A 17,158-nucleotide genomic window follows, 5' to 3' on the forward strand; every position below is an offset into this window, starting at 1 on the left:
CGCTGTCCTCATTTTGGGTACAGCGCGCCGGACGACGCTCAGCGTGCGTCGTTGGCGAGGCAGAGTGCGAAAAGCTGGCGCTGGCTCGAAATGCCCAGGCGCTGATACGCGCGCTTCTGATACGTGACGACGCTGCTGGGTTTCACGCCCATGCTGTCGGCGATTTCAGCCGCGCTATGGCCTTCGAGCACGCCGCGCAGTGCATCCAGCTCCCGCTTCGAGAGTGCGGGACACAGGCTGCGCAGTCGCGCCAGCATCAGTTGCGGAATACCCAGCTGGCTCTGGCCGCGCAGCGCGTAATGATGTTTCGTGGCCTCGCCGATCAGAGGCGCGAGCGCTTCGACCAGTTCCACTTCGCCGGGCTGGAAATTGCCGGCGTCCCGTTCGCGATAGAGATTGACCGAGAGCCAGATATCGGCGGCAGGCTGCATGAGCAGGGAGAGCCGATCGGAAACATTCGGCGTGGCATAGCAGGTCTGGCGATAGCCGTCGTGGGCGATGTCGTCGCTCGATTGCCAGTGCAGTACCAGTGATGAAGGCGGGTCCGTGCGGTTGCCGTCTTCGCCGGTGACGATGCGCTGATTGCCGTCGAGCGCGTAGAACAGGCGCGCGTAGGTGTCGGCGACATCGCGCAGAAAACGGCCGCCGCGATGGTCGGCCACCGAAACCGTGCGCGGCCGGTTGCCGAATTCGTATGCGAACACCGTGCATTGCGATACCGACGTGGCCGGCCCGAGCAGGTTCAGCACTTCGGCAGCGAGCGCATTGGCGTTATCGCCGCCGATCGCGGCGACGAGGCCAGTGACGCGGGCCAGGTCGAATGAGCCGGATAAACCGGCCTGTCGGGTTCGGTCGAGACGCCAGTAACGCATGTTTCGTAAAAGAAAACGGTAGAACAGCGGCGGAAAAACAACAGGGCACGGCTTTCGAGCGTAGCACCGAACGAGCGCGCTGCGTGAGCCGGAACGCGCAGGGAAAGCACCGAGACGGCAGTAAGCCCGATGATCGATACCCGTTTCAACAGCGCGGACAACGGCGGGGCTGCAAGCAAGAATTCGCCCACTTGCGGTAATCTCCGTACTTGCGTCAAAAAGGCGCAAATGTTTCCTTTCTTCTCAGATCGCTTCAAGCCGGAAACCCCGCCATGTGGACTCTCCCCACCGCCATCCCGCCCGATTTTGGCACCGGGGCGGTATTTCTCAGCGTGCTCGTGACGCAACTGGGCGTGCCGGTTCCCGCCGCGCCCGTGCTGATACTGGCGGGCACGATGGCGGCGGGTGGGGAAGCTTCGTATGTGAATCTGCTGCTGGCGGCGGTGGTGGCGACGCTATTTGCCGATTCGCTCTGGTTCACGGCGGGCCGCCTGCGCGGTCGCCGTTTGCTCAACGGCCTCGTGCGTTTTTCGCTCTCGCTCGATACGACGATTCGCGTTGCGCGCAACGTGTTCGAACGCCACGGCGCACCGATTCTCGCGGTGGCGAAGTTCGTGCCGGGACTCGGTCTGATGTCTGCGCCGCTGCTCGGCACTACGTCGATGGACGTGCGGATTTTCCTGCTGTGGGACGCCATTGGCGCGACGCTGTGGGCCGGTACCTGGCTGATCGGCGGGGCAGCGCTGCATACGGAAATTGCGCGCTTCGCCATGTTCGTGCGCGCCAACGGCTGGACCATTTTCGATGTGCTCGCGGTCGCGGGCGTGGTGTTTCTTGCCTGGCGCTGGGTGCGCCGTCTGCAGTTGCGCCACTGGCTCGCCACGCATCGCATTTCGCCCGATCAGCTCGACGAGATGATGAAATCCGCCGCGCCGCCGATCGTTTTCGACGCGCGTCCGCAGACCGTGCGCGAGAAAGAGGCGTATCGCATTCCAGGTGCGCAGCCGCTCAATCTGGATTCGAGCGAGGCGCTGCCCGCCGAGCTGATCGCGCGCCCCATCGTGGTGTATTGCGTCTGCCCGAACGAGGTGACGGCCAAGCGGATCGTCAATCGTCTGCGCGACAAGCACATTTATCATGCGCATGCGCTGCGCGGCGGGCTGGATGCGTGGGAGCGGCGCGGTTATCCGGTCGAGCCGCTGTCGTCGGAATTCCATCGCGCGCATGGGCTGGCTGACGAGGATGTCGACGCCGGGTTCGAAGCGGAAGCCGGGCAGGAGTTCACGGTGCGCGCGAGCCTTTCCAAGTAAATCCGCTTCAATTCGCGCGATGCCGAAGCATCGCGCGATATCGACCTTTACCGCGCCGGAGCGGCGCTATTTACGTTTTATGCACGCTGACGGCGTGAACCACCGCCGACATTCTGGCCCGCATCGCGCGCCATCTGTGCATATCCCCACACCGACAGCAGCGTGAGCACGCCCGCGCCGAGAAACGCGAGGCGGAAGTCGTCCAGCGTGAAGACGTGGCCAGTCGTTTCGCCATGGAAACTCGCGGCGACGCGCAGCGCCAGCGCGCCAAAGGCGATTCCCAAACCATTGGTCATTTGCGCCGCCGCGCTCCAGAGCGTGCTGGCGGCGCTCATCTGCGGCTGCGCGACATCGGCATAGGCGAGCGTGGCGAGCGTCGAAAACTGCATCGAGCGCGTCACGCCATACACGAACACCACGACTAATACGATGGCGAGCGGCACCTCGGGCGTGAGCAGGCCGCAGGCGATCATCGACAGGCCGGCGATCGACACATCCACCACCGCCACGGCGCGAAAGCCCCAGCGTTCGAGAATCCGTGTCGTGAGCGCTTTCATGCCGAGGTTGCCGAGCGCGCTCGCGAGCAGCAATAGCCCCGATTTAAAGGCCGACAGACCAAAGCCGATCTGGAACAGCAGCGGCATCAGATACGGCGCCGCGCCAATGCCGATGCGCGTAATCGAGCCGGTGATGACCGTCACCGAAAGGGTCGGAATTTTCAGCGTCGAAACATCGACGAGCGGGGTGGGATGCCGCTTCGCATGCAGGAAAGCCAGTGCGCCCACCAGCACGCCCGCCGCCACCAGTGTCGCCGCGCGCCACGGATTTTCGCCGGGTTGGCTGGCGAGTTCCGCGCCATAGAGGATCGCTGTTAGCGCCGCGCCGCTCAGCACCAGACCCACGACATCGAGCGGGCGACGCTGTTCGCCGCGCAGGTTCGGAACGATGGTTGCGATCGCAACGAGGACGGCGAGCCCGAACGGCACGTTGAGCAGAAAGATCCAGCGCCACGACGCATACGTCGTAATGAAACCGCCCACCGGCGGCCCCACCACGGGCGCGGCGATCGCTGGCCAGGTGATGGTGGAAATGGCCTGCATCAGGCGGCTTTTGTCGGTGCTGCGCACGACGATCATGCGTCCGACCGGCACCATCATCGCGCCGCCCATGCCTTGCAGCACGCGAGCGGCAACGAATTCGCCGAGATTTTGTGAGACCCCGCAGAGTATCGAGGCGATCGTGAACGTCACCACCGCGCCGAAGAACACCGTGCGCGAGCCGCAGCGGTCGGCCACCCAGCCGCTCGCCGGAATGAAGATGGCGAGCGCCAGCATATAGGCCGTGACGCCCAGGCTCAGGCTGTTAGGCCCGACGCCGAACGAGTGCGCCATCTGCGGCAGCGCCGTGGCGATCACGGTGGTGTCGAGGTACTCCATGAAGAACGTCGCCGCGACGATGTAGGGCAGCCAGCCGATGGCGGCGGCGCGAGCGGAACCGGGTTGTGCGGTGTCGTTCATCGTGCCGCCTCGCGTGAGGCGGCCGGATCGTATTGGAAACCGCAAAGGAAACAATCGGGAAATGACATGGTGCATCGGTCAGGAAACAAACGAGGCAACAGTTTCCGATACGAACGCGCTTTATGTACAGCCTCCGGCGTGTGTCCAGGCGGCTGGAAGATCGCGGCGGGCACGGGGCAGCTCCATGCAGAGGCGCGTACACTCATCGGCGCTTCTTCAACGCACGATTTGTGGAGGATAGGAAATGGAACACCGTTTTCTGGGCGCATCGGGCTTCAAGGTGCCGGTGCTGAGCTTCGGCACGGGCACCTTCGGCGGCAAGGGCGAATTCTTCGAGGCGTGGGGCGCGACCGATGTGGCCGAAGCGAGCCGCCTGATCGACATCTGCCTCGATGCGGGCGTGACGATGTTCGACACTGCGGATATCTATTCGCGCGGCGTCTCGGAGTCGGTGCTCGGCGAGGCGCTCAAGGGGCGCCGCGACAAGGCGATCATCTCGACCAAGGCAACGTTTCGCTTCGACGATGACGACGCCAATAACGTCGGCTCGTCGCGTTTTCATCTGAAGCGCGCCGTCGATGCCGCGCTCAAGCGGCTGCAAACCGATTACATCGACCTGTTCCAGCTGCACGGCTTCGATGCGAAAACACCCGCCGAGGAAGTGCTCTCGACGCTCGACGAACTGGTGCGCGCGGGCAAGATTCTCTATACCGGCGTGTCGAATTTTTCGGGCTGGCACCTGATGAAGTCGCTGGGCGTGGCGGATCGCTATGGCTATCCGCGCTATGTCGCCAATCAGACCTATTACTCGCTGATCGGACGCGACTACGAATGGGAGCTCATGCCGCTCGGCATCGATCAGGGCGTGGGCGCGGTGGTGTGGAGCCCGCTCGGCTGGGGGCGTCTGACCGGCAAGATTCGCCGCGGCCAGCCGCTGCCGCAGACGAGCCGGCTGCATAAGACCGCCGAGCAGGGGCCGCCGGTGCCGAACGAATACCTGTATCGCGTGCTCGATGCCATCGACGAAGTGGCGCAGGAAACCGGCAAGACCGTGCCGCAGATCGCGCTGAACTGGCTGCTGCAGCGGCCGACGGTGGCGACCGTGCTGATCGGCGCGCGCGACGAAGCGCAGCTACGCCAGAATCTGGGCGCGGTGGGCTGGAACCTCACGGCGGAGCAGGTCGCGAAGCTCGATGCGGCGAGCGCCGTGCGGCCCGTGTATCCGTACTGGCATCAGGAAGGGTTCAGCGAGCGCAATCCGTCGCCGGTCTGAGGCTGTCCGCGCCGCACGCAACGCTGTAGCGATTTACTCGGACTCGGCGGAACGCAGGATTTCCGCTGCGCCGAGGTGGATCGCCAGCGCGTAGAAGTCGCGCTCGGCGAGATTGGCGGCCTTGGCGATCGCCATGGCGCGGTCGTGGTCGTGCGGATGCAGCAGCAGTTTGACTTCGATCTTGGCGGGCGGCTTGAGGGTGAACTCCATGGCACATCTCCATCGGTAATCGGGCGCATGGCCCGTGTCGGGTGCGAAGCCCATTACCGGCCGCCAGTGCGCGCGCAAGCGCGAGCCGTTCGCCGCGGCTGACGCTGCGGCGCTGAGAACGGCGATTGACGTGGAGTGGGCCTGAGATTCTGGCCGGTCGCACCACAACGGGCGCGACGGCGCGATGCGCGTGCCGGCGTTAGCGCGGCGCGGGCGATCGTCCTGCGACTGCAAAAGAAGCAAAAGGACTGCGGGTGAAGCGGGTATTCGATGACTTGTACGGCGGATACGGCAGGGAAGCACACTGCATGGGTAACCAACCTCCAGAATTATTTTTCTGCTGCGGTCGGGCACCGCATATGGTACGGACGAGAGTATAGCCAGATCCTCGCCTAGGGTAAACACCTAGATCGTTACCTGGCTGTCAAATCATTGTTGCAGGAGATGAGAAGATCGAGCGCCAATACCGGACGACGCCTGCGCGGCGCGGTCCGGAACGGGGTTAATAGCGGGGGAATGACGGGCGGCGAGGCCGCCCGGACAGACTTGTATCCGGAACCGGATCAGCCCGTGGTGTCCTTGCGCAGGCGCGCGCGCGCCTCGCCTAGCGATTCAAAGCGGCCGTGGGTGTCGTCGAAGATCGAAACCGTGCCCTGACCGATGTCGTACACCCAGCCCTGCAACTGAAGCTGGTTCTGCGCCACGCGGGCCGCGACGGCCGGGTGAGTGCGCAGGTGCGTGAGCTGCAGGCGGACGTTTTCTTCCACCAGCGCCTGCACGATCTGGTTTTCGTCCAGGCCGCGCGTCTGCACCACGCTGCGCGCCGCTTCGGCGTTGCGCAGCCAGGCGGTGACCGTCGGCATGCCGGCCGTAGCCGCGCCACCCGAGGCCAGGCCCTTCATCGCGCCGCAGTCGGTATGGCCGCACAGCACGATCTGCTTGACGTTCAGCGCCATCACGGCGAATTCCACCACCGCCGACACGCCGCCGAGCATCTCGCCGTAAGCCGGCACGATATTGCCGATGTTTCGGCAGACGAACAGCTCGCCGGGGCGCGCCTGGGTGATCATTTCCGGCGACACACGCGAGTCGGCGCAGGTAATGAACAGCGTATGCGGCGCCTGACTATGGGCGAGGCTGCGGAACAGGTCCTGGTTGCCCGGGAACACCTGATGAGTGAACTCGTCCACGCCGTCGAGGAGGTGCAGCAGATCGCAGCCGCACGATTCGGAGTGGTCGTCGTGCGAGTGGTTATGGTCTGGCATGGAAGTTTCTCTCTCTATCATCAATCGACACAATCGAATGGCACCGCGGAAGTTTACGCCGGGCCGCCGGGTTTCAGTTCGGAAACAAGCGGACGAGAACCGGACAAAAGCGGACGGACGTGCGTTTTTACCGTTTCCGATCTCGCTTCCAATCATCGCCTGAGCGCATGAACCGGACGCTATCTGAGCATTCGAATGCGTATTTTCTCACGCACCCTGCATACGCTGCATCACATCAAAAGCTATGTTTCGCATCGGCGTAGCGTGGTGCGTGGGCTTTTGTCATACGACCGGCCAGTCGGTTTTCAGCGCCTGCGCGCATGGCTCCGAGGCCGGCGGGGCAGCATTGTACGCGACGCGGCGATTTATGTGAGCGGGGGTTTCCAGAAGGAAACTTTGCCGCATGGACTCGCAGATGCACGCATTTCGCTCATTCAATCCCATTGATATGGATAGCGAAATAATTGCGGCAATAAGAACGCCCGCCGCGATGCTGCGCGGCAGGCGTCGTTCAGAAGGCGCGGCGGATCAGGATTCCATCGCGGGCTGCGTAGCGCCGGCGCGTCGGCCCGGCATGAAGTACCAAAGGCCCGCGACCGTTTGCAGCACGATCAGCGCGGTCCACACGGACTGATGCGCGACGACCGGATAGTGGCCGTCCACGGCGCTCCAGTGGCCGAGCGCCGCACCGATGGCGATCTGCGTGACGAAGATGCCGACGAAGATCACCAGCGTGAAGGTGGTGTTGACGCGGCCGATCATGCGCGCCGGGAAGTATTCGGCCAGCACCGCATAGGTGAGGATGCCGGTGCCGCCCAGCGCACCGTAAGCGGCCCACAGCAGTGGAGCGGGCAGCGGCACACGGGCAGCCAGCAGCGCCTGGACCACCACGAACAGCGCCATCGTCACGCCGGAAAAGCGCGCGACACTCACGCCGCGGCGCTCGAATGCGCGTGCGAGCGCTCCGAAGCCAATATTGCCGACGATAAACGCGCCGCCCAGCACGGAAACCAGCGAAGCCGCGCGTGAAGCCACGTCAACCGTGCCCGCGGGCGTCACGTCGCGCAGGAATGCGCCCACCCAGAGCGACTGCATCGCGTAGAACACGGTCTGCGTCAGAGCCGAAAACGTCGCCGTCTTCCAGAACGCGTGGCTGCGCAGGATATGCGCGGTGCCCTTGAATTGTTCGAGCACGCTTGCCTGATTGTGGGTGTCGCGCGTGCGCGGGCCGCCGATCCAGATAATCGCCGCGACGGCCGCCGTGAGGACCGCCAGACCCAGGCTCACCGATCGCCACGGCGCGATCGTCAGCAGCCAGGAGAGCGGTGCGCCGACAGCCACACCGCCCAGGCCGCCCACCGCCATCACCAGACCGTTGACGAGCGTGAGCTGGGCGACGGGAAAGTGCTGGGCGGTGGCCTTGAATGCGCCGCCCAGACACACGGAAACGCCCACGCCCACCAGCAGACGGCCGAACATCATCGCGCCCATGCTGTGCGAGAGCCCGAATACGAGCGCGCCGGCGGCGGCCACCAGCATGACGCAGGCGGTCACGCGGCGTGGGCCGAAGTGGTCGAGCAGCACGCCGCCCGGAATCTGCGCGCCCGCAAAGCCCAGGAAGTACAGGCTCGTGAGCGTGCCGAGATCGGTGGCGGTAAAGCCCATTTCGTGCGTCAAAAACGGCGCGAAGCCGAGGTTGACGCCCCGAAACAGATACGAAACGAAATAGCCGAGCGCGAACACGGCAAATACGCGCAGTCTGAGTGCGGTCATGATGCGGACGGTCGATGGGCGCGCGAGATGCCGTGCAACAGGGCAAAAACCGGCGGGGCCGCGCGCCTCGAAAGTGTTTTGAATGGCTGGGACACGATTATTGGCGAAAGCCAGGCCCGAGGCCAGCGAGAGATTTCAGCCGCGATTGTGAGTAGAATTTGACGTCATGTCCCGATCGCTCCCTCCCTTGCAGGCCCTGCGCGCGCTAGAAGCGGCGGCGCGGCGGCGTAGTTTCAGCCGCGCGGCAGAAGAATTGCATTTGACGCACAGCGCCGTGAGCCATCATCTGCGCGCGCTCGAAGCGGAACTCGGCGTCGAACTGTTCCGGCGCGCGGGCAGCCGCATGATTCCCACGGCGGCGGGCGCGCAACTCGCCGAACGGGTGCGGCGCAGCCTCGAAGACCTGCGCGAGGCGCTGGACGCCACGCGTCCCGGCGTGAGCGGCGTGACGCGGCTGGAACTGAGCGTGATGTCCGATTTTGCGTCGGTCTGGCTGATTCCGCGTCTGGGCGACTTCTACGACCGCCATCCGGATGTTGATCTTTCCGTGCGCATGCACGCCGACGTTACGCCGCCCGATCCTTATCCGTTCGATATCGGCATCTGGCATCGTCGCGTGGACGAACCCGGTTTCCAGATTCGCAAACTGCTCGACGATCAGGTGGTGGCGGTGTGCAGCCCCACGCTGCTGGCGCGCTATCCGGACTTTCGTATCGAGGATCTGGCCGCCATGCCTTTGCTGCGCTTTTCGCGCCGTTCGTGGCGCGACTTCTTCGAAGCAGCCGGAGTCGCCGGTGACGAACCCGAGCGCGGCCCGGTATTCGACGACGCCGGGTTGCTATTGCAGGCAACCGTCGCGGGCCAGGGCGCGGCAACAGCGCGTTTGCAACTCGCGCGCGATTTCATCGATCGCGGCGAACTGGTGCAACTCGGTCACGCCCGCATCCCGGCTTCGCTCGATTACTACTTCACCTGGCGCGAAGGGCATCCGCGCGAAGCGGCAATCCAGCAGTTCTATCGCTGGGTGAAGTCGCAACTCGCCACGTAATCGAACATGCGCGTCATGCTGTGTGGCGATACAACACGCGCTTTTTTCTTTCGTGAGTAAATGCGGGTAAAACCTGTGTTGGCGTTTGTCAACGCGGCGTGAATGGCGCGCGTTGCTGGTCGATAAGGGCGCTCAATTGTTTGTGAATGAATTACGCCATGTCGCGCTATTCACGCTGCATGCGCCGCTGTATGCACCTCATTGGCGCGCTCTTAAATGCTATTCAATAGCATTTGAATGAGGGGTTTCATCCTGGCATGCGGGATGTCGTGTAGGCGTGGCTTGGCCGGTTGCTTCAATTCCTCTGTGGAATCGAAGCATTTCACCCACACTCGAATAGTCATAGCGGCAGCTTTCGCATCAGACTCGAAATAAATAGAGTATCGTTAGTCCCCAATCGCGGTTTTCGGTAGTGAAGGGTGTGTAGTGCACGGGTCCATTACCAGTGGGCCATCAAAAAACTGTGACAACAGGAGAAACTGCATGAAGGCTATTCAGGCGTTCAAACTGGCAGCCGGCACGATGCTGGTCGCTGCTTCGCTTCACGTCTATGCGCAGGACGCTGCCAGCGCGCCCGCAGCCGCGCCGACCGACAGCGCCAAGGCCCAGGTCCAGCAGTCGAAACAGCAATACAAGTCGGCCAAGGCTGCCAACCGTGCGCTTTCGCGCAAGGTCCGCGCTGCACTCGCGAAGGATAAGGACATCAGCGTGGCCAACATCACCGTCCGCGCCAAGGACGGCGCCGTGATCCTGCAAGGCACCGTGCCGGAGCAAGGTCAGGTCGATCACGCCACGGACGTGGCGAAGGGCGTGGCTGGCGTGACGTCGGTGAAGAATGCGCTGACGATCCGTCCGGTCGGGACCTGATCGCAGGCGTATTACGCTGCACCAAAGCCGTACGCGCAATCCGCACCGCGGATTGTCCGTGCGGCTTTTTTATTTTATTGTCAGGGTTCGACGTAATGCATCGTGGGCGATTCGCCGAGCAGCAGTGCCTGATTCGCATCGGCGGCGGCGCGCAAATAATCCCATAACGACATAATGCGCCGCAGCTTGCGCAACTCCTCACGGCTGCACAGCCAGAAACGCCGCGTCACCATCACTTCGTCGGGCAGGATGCTAACCAGACGCGGATCGGGTTCCGCCATAAAACACGGCAGGATCGCGAGTGCGCTGCCCTGCAGTGCCGCATGATATTGCGCGATCACGCTGGTGCTGCACAGACTCGCCGTGACGTTGGGCGCGGTCCGTTCCAGATAAAGCAGTTCATGGCTAAAGGCCAGATCGGCGACATAGTTGATGAAAGCATGCTGACGCAGATCCGCGGCAGAGCGAATTGGACCATGACGTTGCAGATATTCAGGTGTCCCATACAGTCTGAGGCGGTAGTCGCATAACTTCGTATAGACATACTGGCCGCGTTCGGGGCGTTCGAGCATGATCGCCAGATCGGCTTCGCGCTTGGACAGGCTCACAAAATGCGGCACCGGCAGCAGATCGATCGACATATCCGGATGCTTGCCCGTAAAGCGCGCGAGTTGCGGCGCCAGAAAAAAGCAGCCGAAACCTTCAGTCGATCCCACCCGCACATGGCCCGAAAGCGACTGCGCGCCCAGCGCGAATTGCTCGCTGGCCGATTGCACCGTCGTTTCCACCGCATCCGCATAAGACAGCAGACGCTGGCCTTCCGCCGTCAGCACGAAGCCGCCCGAGCGCGACTTGTCGAACAACACTGTCCCTAATGCCGTTTCCAGTTCGCGCACGCGCCGCGCGACGGTAGTGTGATCCACGCCAAGCCGCTTGGCGGCGGCGCTCGCGCGCTGTGTGCGCGCCACTTCGAGGAAGTAGCGCAAATCGTCCCAGTTCACTGTCTCCACCTGTCCCGTTGTGTTTTTTTGCATATCGGATGGGCTTTTTCGTCTATATGCCGAGCATATTCGAATAACTATACTCGTTAGCAGACCGCTTCATAAAAGCTTCCAGCCGATACGGCAGACGGTCGCCTACTATAAAGATGGAGACAAACGATGCACATGCAGTCGACCCCCGACGGGGCGGCAGTGGCCGTTCCCGTTTCTGGACAAAAACGCCGCGCGCGCGATTACCTGATCGCCGGCTGGGCCAGCATGGCCGGCACGACGATCGAGTGGTATGACTTCTTCCTGTACGGCACCGCGGCCGCGCTCGTTTTCAACAAGGTTTTCTTCCCTACGCTCGATCCGATCCTCGGCACGCTGGCCGCGTTCGCGACTTATGGCGTGGGCTTTATAGGCCGTCCGATGGGCGGCATCGTGTTTGGCCACTTTGGCGACCGCATCGGACGTAAATCGATGCTGCTGGCCACGCTCCTGCTGATGGGCATTCCCAGCATGGTGATCGGTCTGATTCCCTCGTATGCGAGCATCGGCTACTGGGCCGCCGTGCTGCTGGTGGCGATGCGTTTTCTACAAGGCATGGCTGTGGGCGGCGAGTGGGGCGGTGCCGTGCTGATGGCGGTGGAACACGCACCGCCGGGCCGCAAGGGCTTCTTTGGGTCGCTGCCGCAAACCGGCGTGGGCTTCGGACTGATTCTTTCTTCGATTGCGATGGCGGCAGTCACCGCGTTGCCCGAAGCGGATCTGCTGTCCTGGGGCTGGCGTGTGCCGTTTCTCGCCAGCATCCTGCTGGTGCTGATCGGCTGGGTGATCCGCGTGCGGGTGCCTGAGTCGCCCGATTTCGAACGTGTGAAAAGCCAGGGCGAGCCGGTTAAGGCGCCCGTGCTGGAAGTATTCCGTCGCCAGCCGCGCGAACTGCTGACCATCATCGGCGCACGCACGGCGGAGAATACCTGGTTTTACCTGGTAGTGGCTTTCGCGCTGGCTTACGCCGCAAACCAGCTCAAGATTCCCAAAGTACAAATTCTGCACGCGATCACGGCGGGTGCGGTGCTGTCGCTCGTGACCATGCCGTTCTCCGGCTGGCTGAGCGATCGCATTGGCCAGAAGCGTCTGTTCCTCGCAGGCCTCGTGATCATGGCGCTGTTCGCCGCACCGTTCTTTACGATGCTCGAAACGCTGCACCCCGGCACGGTCTGGTGGGCGATGGTGCTGGGCGTGGGTGTTGTGTTCCCGATTCTCTATGCACCGGAATCACAGCTGTTTGCCGCGCAGTTTCCCGCTGAAATCCGTTATTCGGGCATCTCGGTGTCCGTGCAGGTGGCCGGTGTGCTGGGCGGCGGCGTCGCGCCGATGATCGCAACCGCGCTGCTCGCGTACGGCGGCGGCAAGCCGCATTACGTGGTGGCCTATATGGTTGTGCTGGCGGTGATCGCCTTCGTGTGCACGCTGCTGATGCGCTCACACCACGATTGAATAACATTAAGTCATCCTATGTAATGGAGCGAGGCACGGCCAAGGCCGCATCGTTCCAGTCTGTTCGAACCTTTGAGAGAGAGTTCAAGATGAACGCAGTCACCCAGGCATCCAATGCGCACGTTTCGACCGTCAAGCTGCTGATCGACGGCGAATTCGTCGAATCGAAGACGACGGAATGGCGCGACATCGTCAATCCCGCCACTCAGGAAGTGCTGGCGCGCGTGCCCTTCGCCACGGTCGCGGAAGTCGATCAGGCCGTGCAGAGCGCGCATGCCGCGTTCGCCACGTGGAAGAACACGCCGATCGGCACGCGTCTGCGCATCATGCTCAAGCTGCAGGCGCTGATTCGCGAAAACATGTCGCGCATCGCCCAGACGCTCACGGCCGAGCAAGGCAAGACGCTGCCGGACGCCGAAGGCGATATCTTCCGCGGCCTGGAAGTGGTGGAACATGCGTGCTCGATCGGCACGTTGCAGCAAGGCGGCTTCGCTGAAAACGTCGCGGGCGGTGTGGATACCTACACGCTGCAACAGCCGATTGGCGTGTGCGCCGGCATCACGCCGTTCAATTTCCCCGCGATGATTCCGCTCTGGATGTTCCCGATGGCGATCGTCTGCGGCAATACCTTCGTGCTGAAGCCTTCGGAGCAGGACCCGCTGTCGACCATGCAACTGGTTGAACTCGCGCTTGAAGCCGGTGTGCCGAAGGGCGTGCTCAACGTCGTGCACGGTGGCAAGGAAGTGGTCGACGCGATCTGCTCGCATCCGCTGATTAAAGCGATTTCGTTCGTCGGTTCGACGGCGGTGGGCACGCATGTGTATCGTCTCGGCAGCGAGCACGGCAAGCGCGTGCAGTCGATGATGGGCGCGAAGAATCACGCGGTCGTGCTGCCCGATGCGAACCGCGAACAGGCGATCAACGCGCTGGTTGGCGCGGCGTTTGGCGCGGCGGGACAGCGTTGCATGGCGACTTCGGTGGTGGTGCTGGTGGGCGCGGCGCAGCAATGGATTCCCGAACTGGTCGAGAAAGCCAAGACGCTCAAGGTCAACGCAGGCCACGAGCCGAAAACCGACGTTGGCCCGGTGGTGTCGCGCGCGGCAAAGCAGCGCATTCTGGGCCTGATCGAATCCGGCGTGAAGCAGGGCGCGACGCTCGCGCTCGATGGCCGCGACGTCAAGGTGCCGGGATACGAGAGCGGCAACTTCGTCGGCCCGACGGTCTTCACGGACGTGAAGACGGACATGGATATCTACACGAATGAGATTTTCGGGCCGGTGCTGGTGGTGCTTACCGCCAATACGCTCGATGAAGCCATTGCCATCGTCAATGCGAATCCGTTCGGCAACGGCGTGGGCCTCTTTACGCAAAGTGGCGCGGCAGCCCGCAAATTCCAGAGCGAAATCGATATCGGCCAGGTGGGCATCAATATTCCGATTCCGGTGCCGGTGCCGTATTTCAGCTTCACGGGTTCGCGCGGCTCGAAGCTGGGCGATCTCGGTCCCTACGGCAAACAGGTCGTGCAGTTCTATACGCAGACCAAGACCGTGACGGCGCGCTGGTTCGACGATGCGACCGTCAACGACGGCGTGAACACGACCATCAGCCTGCGTTAAACCCGACGCTTAAGCGAACCATCAAGGGAGAATCGCTCATGAAAATAGGTTTCGTCGGGCTGGGTCATATGGGTGCGCCGATGGCGCTCAATCTGCTCAAGGCGGGGCACACGCTGAGCGTGTTCGATCTGAGCGCCGAAGCGATGCAGACGCTGGCCGATGCGGGCGCAACGAAAGCTGCGTCGCCCAAAGCGGCGGCAAGCGGAGCCGAATGGGTCGTCACGATGCTGCCCGCCGCCGCGCACGTGCGCAGCGTCCTGACCTCGGAAGACGGCGTGCTGGCGGGCATCGCCAAAGGTCTGACGATCATCGATTCGAGCACCATCGATCCGGCCAGCGCGCGCGAGTTCGGCAAACTCGCCGCGGCGAACGGCAACAGCTTCGTGGATGCGCCGGTTTCGGGCGGTACGGGCGGCGCGGCGGCCGGCACGCTCACCTTCATGGTGGGCGGCAGCGCGGCGCTCTACGAGGGCGTGAAGCCGGTGCTGTCGGGCATGGGCAAGAATATTGTCCATTGCGGCGATACGGGCACGGGGCAGGTCGCGAAGATCTGCAACAACCTCGTGCTGGGCGTGACGATGGCAGGCGTGGCGGAGGCGATGGCGCTGGGCGAGGCGCTCGGCATCGACGCGAAAGTGCTGGGCGGCATCATGAATACGTCGACGGGCCGTTGCTGGAGTTCGGATACGTATAACCCGTTTCCCGGCGTGATCGAAACGGCGCCTTCGACGCGCGGCTATACGGGCGGCTTCGGCACCGATCTCATGCTCAAGGATCTGGGTCTTGCCACCGATGCAGCGAAAAGCGCGCATCAGCCCGCGTTTATGGGAGCGATCGCGCAGCAGCTCTATCAGGCGATGAGCAGCCAGGGCGACGGCAAGCTCGATTTTTCGGCGGTCATCAAGCTGTATCGCAAAGCGCAGGGCTAAGGAGCAGAAGCGCGTCAGCCAATGAAGCGGCGCGGGCGTCACACGCTCGCGCCGCTTTTTTCAGGCTTTCTCGATGGCGGCCATGCGCGCTTCGATGCGCGACAGCAGGCGCTTGAACCAGCCGTTGAGCAGCGTGTTGGACGCCGCCGCGAGCGTCGAGCACGCGAGGATGCGATAGACGTCGTTACGCGTGACCTTGGATGGCCGCGCGGGATCGAGCCAGTCTTCGTTGGCCACCAGCAGCTCCAGCGTTTCTAGGCCGATCAGGATCGGCCACAGGCACGCCAGACGCAGACGCACCGAAAGACGCGGTAGCGCGAACGTATAGTCGATGGCCGCGCGGAAGTGGTCGAGCGCGATGCGCACGAGGCTGAACATCAGCGGACGCGCGCGCGGCGAAGTGCCCGGCTGCAGCAGATCTTCGGGCGTGAGCGCGGCTTGCGCGAGCATCGTCGTGGGCAGATAGCAGCGTCCGATGCGCAGATCCTTGCCGCAGTCGCGCAGCACATTCACCAGTTGCAGCGCCTTGCCAAAGCGTATGCCGCGCTGATACATGGTCTCGCGCAGTTCTGGCGCGAGCGTGCCCGGCAGGTGCATATAGGTCATCTTCGTCCAGAACTCGCCCACGCAGCCCGCCACCAGATACGTATAGCGGTCGAGCGCGTCCCAGGTGCCAAGCGCGGCCACCTGCCCCGAGCGTTCGTCCGGGAAGGTGTTCAGATCGAATTCCATGCCCTCGGTGAGCGTCGTGACGATCTCACGCACGGCCACGCGGTCGGCTTCGTCGAGTTGCGCGAGCACGTCCAGTGCGCCGCCCAGCGATTCGAGCAGCAGTTTTTCGTCCGATTGCATCTGCTGACCCGCCACTTCGCTGGCGATGTGGGCGAGGGCGTCGTCGTTCGCGGTTCCTGTACGCGCATGGGTGCCGTTGACGCGTTCGCGGAACGCCAGCAGCAGCGCGAGGCGCTGGGCGGGTGGGATCAGCGAGGTATCGGCAATGGTGTCGGCGGCGCGCGCGAGCAGATACGCCTCGCCCACGGGGTCGCGCATGCCGGCGGGCAGCACGCGCATCGTGAGGTAGAACGAGCGGGAAACGCCCTTGAGCAAGGGGCCGAGCAGGAAGGCCCGATTGGAATTCTGCATGTTGGTTGGACAGTGGAGCGGCAGCGGCATTGTAGCGTGGACGAGGGGTGGTCCCTGACATGACAGGCGATCGACATCCCGCTTTCGGCCCGATGCGACCCCTTGTGCGCGCATTCATCTGACTGTCTGCGCTCTGTCAGCGTTGGTAATCCATCTGATTACAGCGAATTTCGAATCTCGTTCGCTGATTGCGCCCGCAACGGGAAACTGAAAGGCGGCGCAGCCCCCTTGGGTCCGACGCTTCAGCATCTTTGACCATTCTCCGCGTGCGCTCCACGCAATATTGATGAAAGTAATCCAGGTAACGCGTGGGTAATTCCCCGCTGCGCCGCGCCCTCTAGACTCCGCCGATGCTTTTGTCACGGAGTGCCGTTCATGTCCACGTCCACGTCACTAGCCATCGATTCGTTGCGCGGTTTCGAGCTGACCGCGGACGGCCAGTATCTGATGGTCAACGGCAATCAGCCGGACAGCGTCGCGCTGCATTGCTCGGTCCTGCACGAGATGCTGGCTGCCTTGTCCAATGCCATCGGCCGCTCGGAGCGCATTCGCCACAAGACCGCGAGCGTGAAGTTCGCGATGCCTTGCGAAGCGTGGGAAGTGGGCCGCGAGAACGGCGCTGTGCAGCATCTCGTGGTCAGCTTCAGGCTGCCTGGCGGCGCGGAACTCTCGTTCAGGCTGCATCCGGCGCAAGCCGCGCATATGACCGAAGTGCTCTCGCTCGCAACCGGTCTTGCCAAGCCGCTGCGGCCCAGCGGGATGCGCATGCAATAGCCGCCGCCCTCTAGCCGCTGCACGCAGCCGGGTTGCGTGCGCCCAATTCGTCACGCGCTGGCGCGGTCCGCCGCGCCG

At 63.3% G+C, this 17,158-nt stretch carries 15 protein-coding genes; 8 read left to right on the top strand and 7 right to left on the bottom strand.

From position 1 onward, the window contains the following. Positions 1-38: 38 nt before the first annotated feature. Entirely contained in the window at positions 39-872 is an 834-nt protein-coding gene (locus F3J17_RS12670; protein WP_167058405.1) for a helix-turn-helix transcriptional regulator, read from the bottom strand. Between the two features lie 272 nt (positions 873-1,144). Here F3J17_RS12670 and F3J17_RS12675 point away from each other — a divergent pair, with 272 nt between their 5' ends. Further along, entirely contained in the window at positions 1,145-2,182 is a 1,038-nt protein-coding gene (locus F3J17_RS12675; protein ID WP_167058408.1) for a VTT domain-containing protein, read from the top strand. Positions 2,183-2,259: 77 nt separating this feature from the next. Here F3J17_RS12675 and F3J17_RS12680 read toward each other — a convergent pair whose 3' ends face one another. Next, positions 2,260-3,699: a DHA2 family efflux MFS transporter permease subunit gene (locus F3J17_RS12680; RefSeq protein WP_167058412.1), complete on the bottom strand. Its 1,440-nt coding sequence runs from the start codon at positions 3,697-3,699 to the stop codon at positions 2,260-2,262. 244 nt (positions 3,700-3,943) lie between these two features. On the opposite strand from F3J17_RS12680, the gene F3J17_RS12685 reads away from it, so the two are divergent. Then, entirely contained in the window at positions 3,944-4,972 is a 1,029-nt protein-coding gene (locus F3J17_RS12685) for an aldo/keto reductase (protein ID WP_167058415.1), read from the top strand. A gap of 33 nt (positions 4,973-5,005) precedes the next feature. Here the strand turns inward: F3J17_RS12685 and F3J17_RS12690 are convergent, their stop codons facing one another. The 3 genes from F3J17_RS12690 to F3J17_RS12700 all read right to left on the bottom strand — a co-directional run bounded on the left by F3J17_RS12690 (position 5,006) and on the right by F3J17_RS12700 (position 8,220). After that, on the bottom strand, positions 5,006-5,182 hold the full coding sequence (locus tag F3J17_RS12690; protein ID WP_167058418.1) for a hypothetical protein: 177 nt from the start codon (positions 5,180-5,182) through the stop codon (positions 5,006-5,008). Between the two features lie 563 nt (positions 5,183-5,745). Then, entirely contained in the window at positions 5,746-6,447 is a 702-nt protein-coding gene (locus F3J17_RS12695; protein WP_167058420.1) for a carbonic anhydrase, read from the bottom strand. A 528-nt stretch (positions 6,448-6,975) separates the two neighbouring features. Then, positions 6,976-8,220, bottom strand: coding sequence for an MFS transporter (locus F3J17_RS12700; RefSeq protein ID WP_167058423.1), 1,245 nt, complete (start codon positions 8,218-8,220; stop codon positions 6,976-6,978). A gap of 166 nt (positions 8,221-8,386) precedes the next feature. Here F3J17_RS12700 and F3J17_RS12705 point away from each other — a divergent pair, with 166 nt between their 5' ends. Together F3J17_RS12705 and F3J17_RS12710 are read left to right on the top strand one after the other, a co-directional pair. Continuing rightward, positions 8,387-9,268, top strand: coding sequence for a LysR substrate-binding domain-containing protein (locus F3J17_RS12705; protein ID WP_167058426.1), 882 nt, complete (start codon positions 8,387-8,389; stop codon positions 9,266-9,268). A gap of 483 nt (positions 9,269-9,751) precedes the next feature. Next, positions 9,752-10,135, top strand: coding sequence for a BON domain-containing protein (locus F3J17_RS12710; RefSeq protein WP_103704539.1), 384 nt, complete (start codon positions 9,752-9,754; stop codon positions 10,133-10,135). 80 nt (positions 10,136-10,215) lie between these two features. Here the strand turns inward: F3J17_RS12710 and F3J17_RS12715 are convergent, their stop codons facing one another. After that, positions 10,216-11,169 carry a LysR family transcriptional regulator gene (locus F3J17_RS12715; RefSeq protein WP_167058429.1) on the bottom strand — a complete coding sequence of 318 codons (954 nt, stop codon included), beginning with the start codon at positions 11,167-11,169 and terminating at the stop codon, positions 10,216-10,218. Between the two features lie 132 nt (positions 11,170-11,301). On the opposite strand from F3J17_RS12715, the gene F3J17_RS12720 reads away from it, so the two are divergent. The 3 genes from F3J17_RS12720 to mmsB all read left to right on the top strand — a co-directional run bounded on the left by F3J17_RS12720 (position 11,302) and on the right by mmsB (position 15,163). Then, complete coding sequence (locus tag F3J17_RS12720; RefSeq protein ID WP_167058432.1) at positions 11,302-12,618, top strand: MFS transporter; 1,317 nt, start codon at positions 11,302-11,304, stop codon at positions 12,616-12,618. Between the two features lie 89 nt (positions 12,619-12,707). Beyond that, entirely contained in the window at positions 12,708-14,234 is a 1,527-nt protein-coding gene (locus F3J17_RS12725) for a CoA-acylating methylmalonate-semialdehyde dehydrogenase (protein ID WP_167058435.1), read from the top strand. Between the two features lie 38 nt (positions 14,235-14,272). Beyond that, entirely contained in the window at positions 14,273-15,163 is an 891-nt protein-coding gene (gene mmsB / locus F3J17_RS12730; RefSeq protein ID WP_167058437.1) for a 3-hydroxyisobutyrate dehydrogenase, read from the top strand. Positions 15,164-15,223: 60 nt separating this feature from the next. Here the strand turns inward: mmsB and F3J17_RS12735 are convergent, their stop codons facing one another. Then, the gene (locus F3J17_RS12735; RefSeq protein ID WP_167058440.1) at positions 15,224-16,306 is read right to left on the bottom strand and encodes a phytoene/squalene synthase family protein; all 1,083 of its coding nucleotides are present in this window, start codon (positions 16,304-16,306) and stop codon (positions 15,224-15,226) included. Between the two features lie 375 nt (positions 16,307-16,681). On the opposite strand from F3J17_RS12735, the gene F3J17_RS12740 reads away from it, so the two are divergent. Beyond that, complete coding sequence (locus tag F3J17_RS12740) at positions 16,682-17,080, top strand: hypothetical protein (protein WP_167058443.1); 399 nt, start codon at positions 16,682-16,684, stop codon at positions 17,078-17,080. The last annotated feature ends 78 nt before the right edge of the window (positions 17,081-17,158 follow it).

It is taken from the genome of Burkholderia sp. Ax-1719 (genome assembly GCF_011753055.1).
In the GTDB taxonomy this organism is placed as follows: Bacteria; Pseudomonadota; Gammaproteobacteria; order Burkholderiales; family Burkholderiaceae; genus Paraburkholderia.

Coding starts and splice junctions, on each gene's coding strand:
- F3J17_RS12725 (WP_167058435.1), top strand. CDS start 12,708: ATGAACGCAGTCACCCAGGCATCCAATGCGCACGTTTCGACCGTCAAG.
- F3J17_RS12670 (WP_167058405.1), bottom strand. CDS start 872: ATGCGTTACTGGCGTCTCGACCGAACCCGACAGGCCGGTTTATCCGGC.
- F3J17_RS12735 (WP_167058440.1), bottom strand. CDS start 16,306: ATGCAGAATTCCAATCGGGCCTTCCTGCTCGGCCCCTTGCTCAAGGGC.
- F3J17_RS12720 (WP_167058432.1), top strand. CDS start 11,302: ATGCAGTCGACCCCCGACGGGGCGGCAGTGGCCGTTCCCGTTTCTGGA.
- mmsB (WP_167058437.1), top strand. CDS start 14,273: ATGAAAATAGGTTTCGTCGGGCTGGGTCATATGGGTGCGCCGATGGCG.
- F3J17_RS12710 (WP_103704539.1), top strand. CDS start 9,752: ATGAAGGCTATTCAGGCGTTCAAACTGGCAGCCGGCACGATGCTGGTC.
- F3J17_RS12740 (WP_167058443.1), top strand. CDS start 16,682: ATGTCCACGTCCACGTCACTAGCCATCGATTCGTTGCGCGGTTTCGAG.
- F3J17_RS12685 (WP_167058415.1), top strand. CDS start 3,944: ATGGAACACCGTTTTCTGGGCGCATCGGGCTTCAAGGTGCCGGTGCTG.
- F3J17_RS12700 (WP_167058423.1), bottom strand. CDS start 8,220: ATGACCGCACTCAGACTGCGCGTATTTGCCGTGTTCGCGCTCGGCTAT.
- F3J17_RS12695 (WP_167058420.1), bottom strand. CDS start 6,447: ATGCCAGACCATAACCACTCGCACGACGACCACTCCGAATCGTGCGGC.
- F3J17_RS12690 (WP_167058418.1), bottom strand. CDS start 5,182: ATGGAGTTCACCCTCAAGCCGCCCGCCAAGATCGAAGTCAAACTGCTG.
- F3J17_RS12680 (WP_167058412.1), bottom strand. CDS start 3,699: ATGAACGACACCGCACAACCCGGTTCCGCTCGCGCCGCCGCCATCGGC.
- F3J17_RS12675 (WP_167058408.1), top strand. CDS start 1,145: ATGTGGACTCTCCCCACCGCCATCCCGCCCGATTTTGGCACCGGGGCG.
- F3J17_RS12705 (WP_167058426.1), top strand. CDS start 8,387: ATGTCCCGATCGCTCCCTCCCTTGCAGGCCCTGCGCGCGCTAGAAGCG.
- F3J17_RS12715 (WP_167058429.1), bottom strand. CDS start 11,169: ATGCAAAAAAACACAACGGGACAGGTGGAGACAGTGAACTGGGACGAT.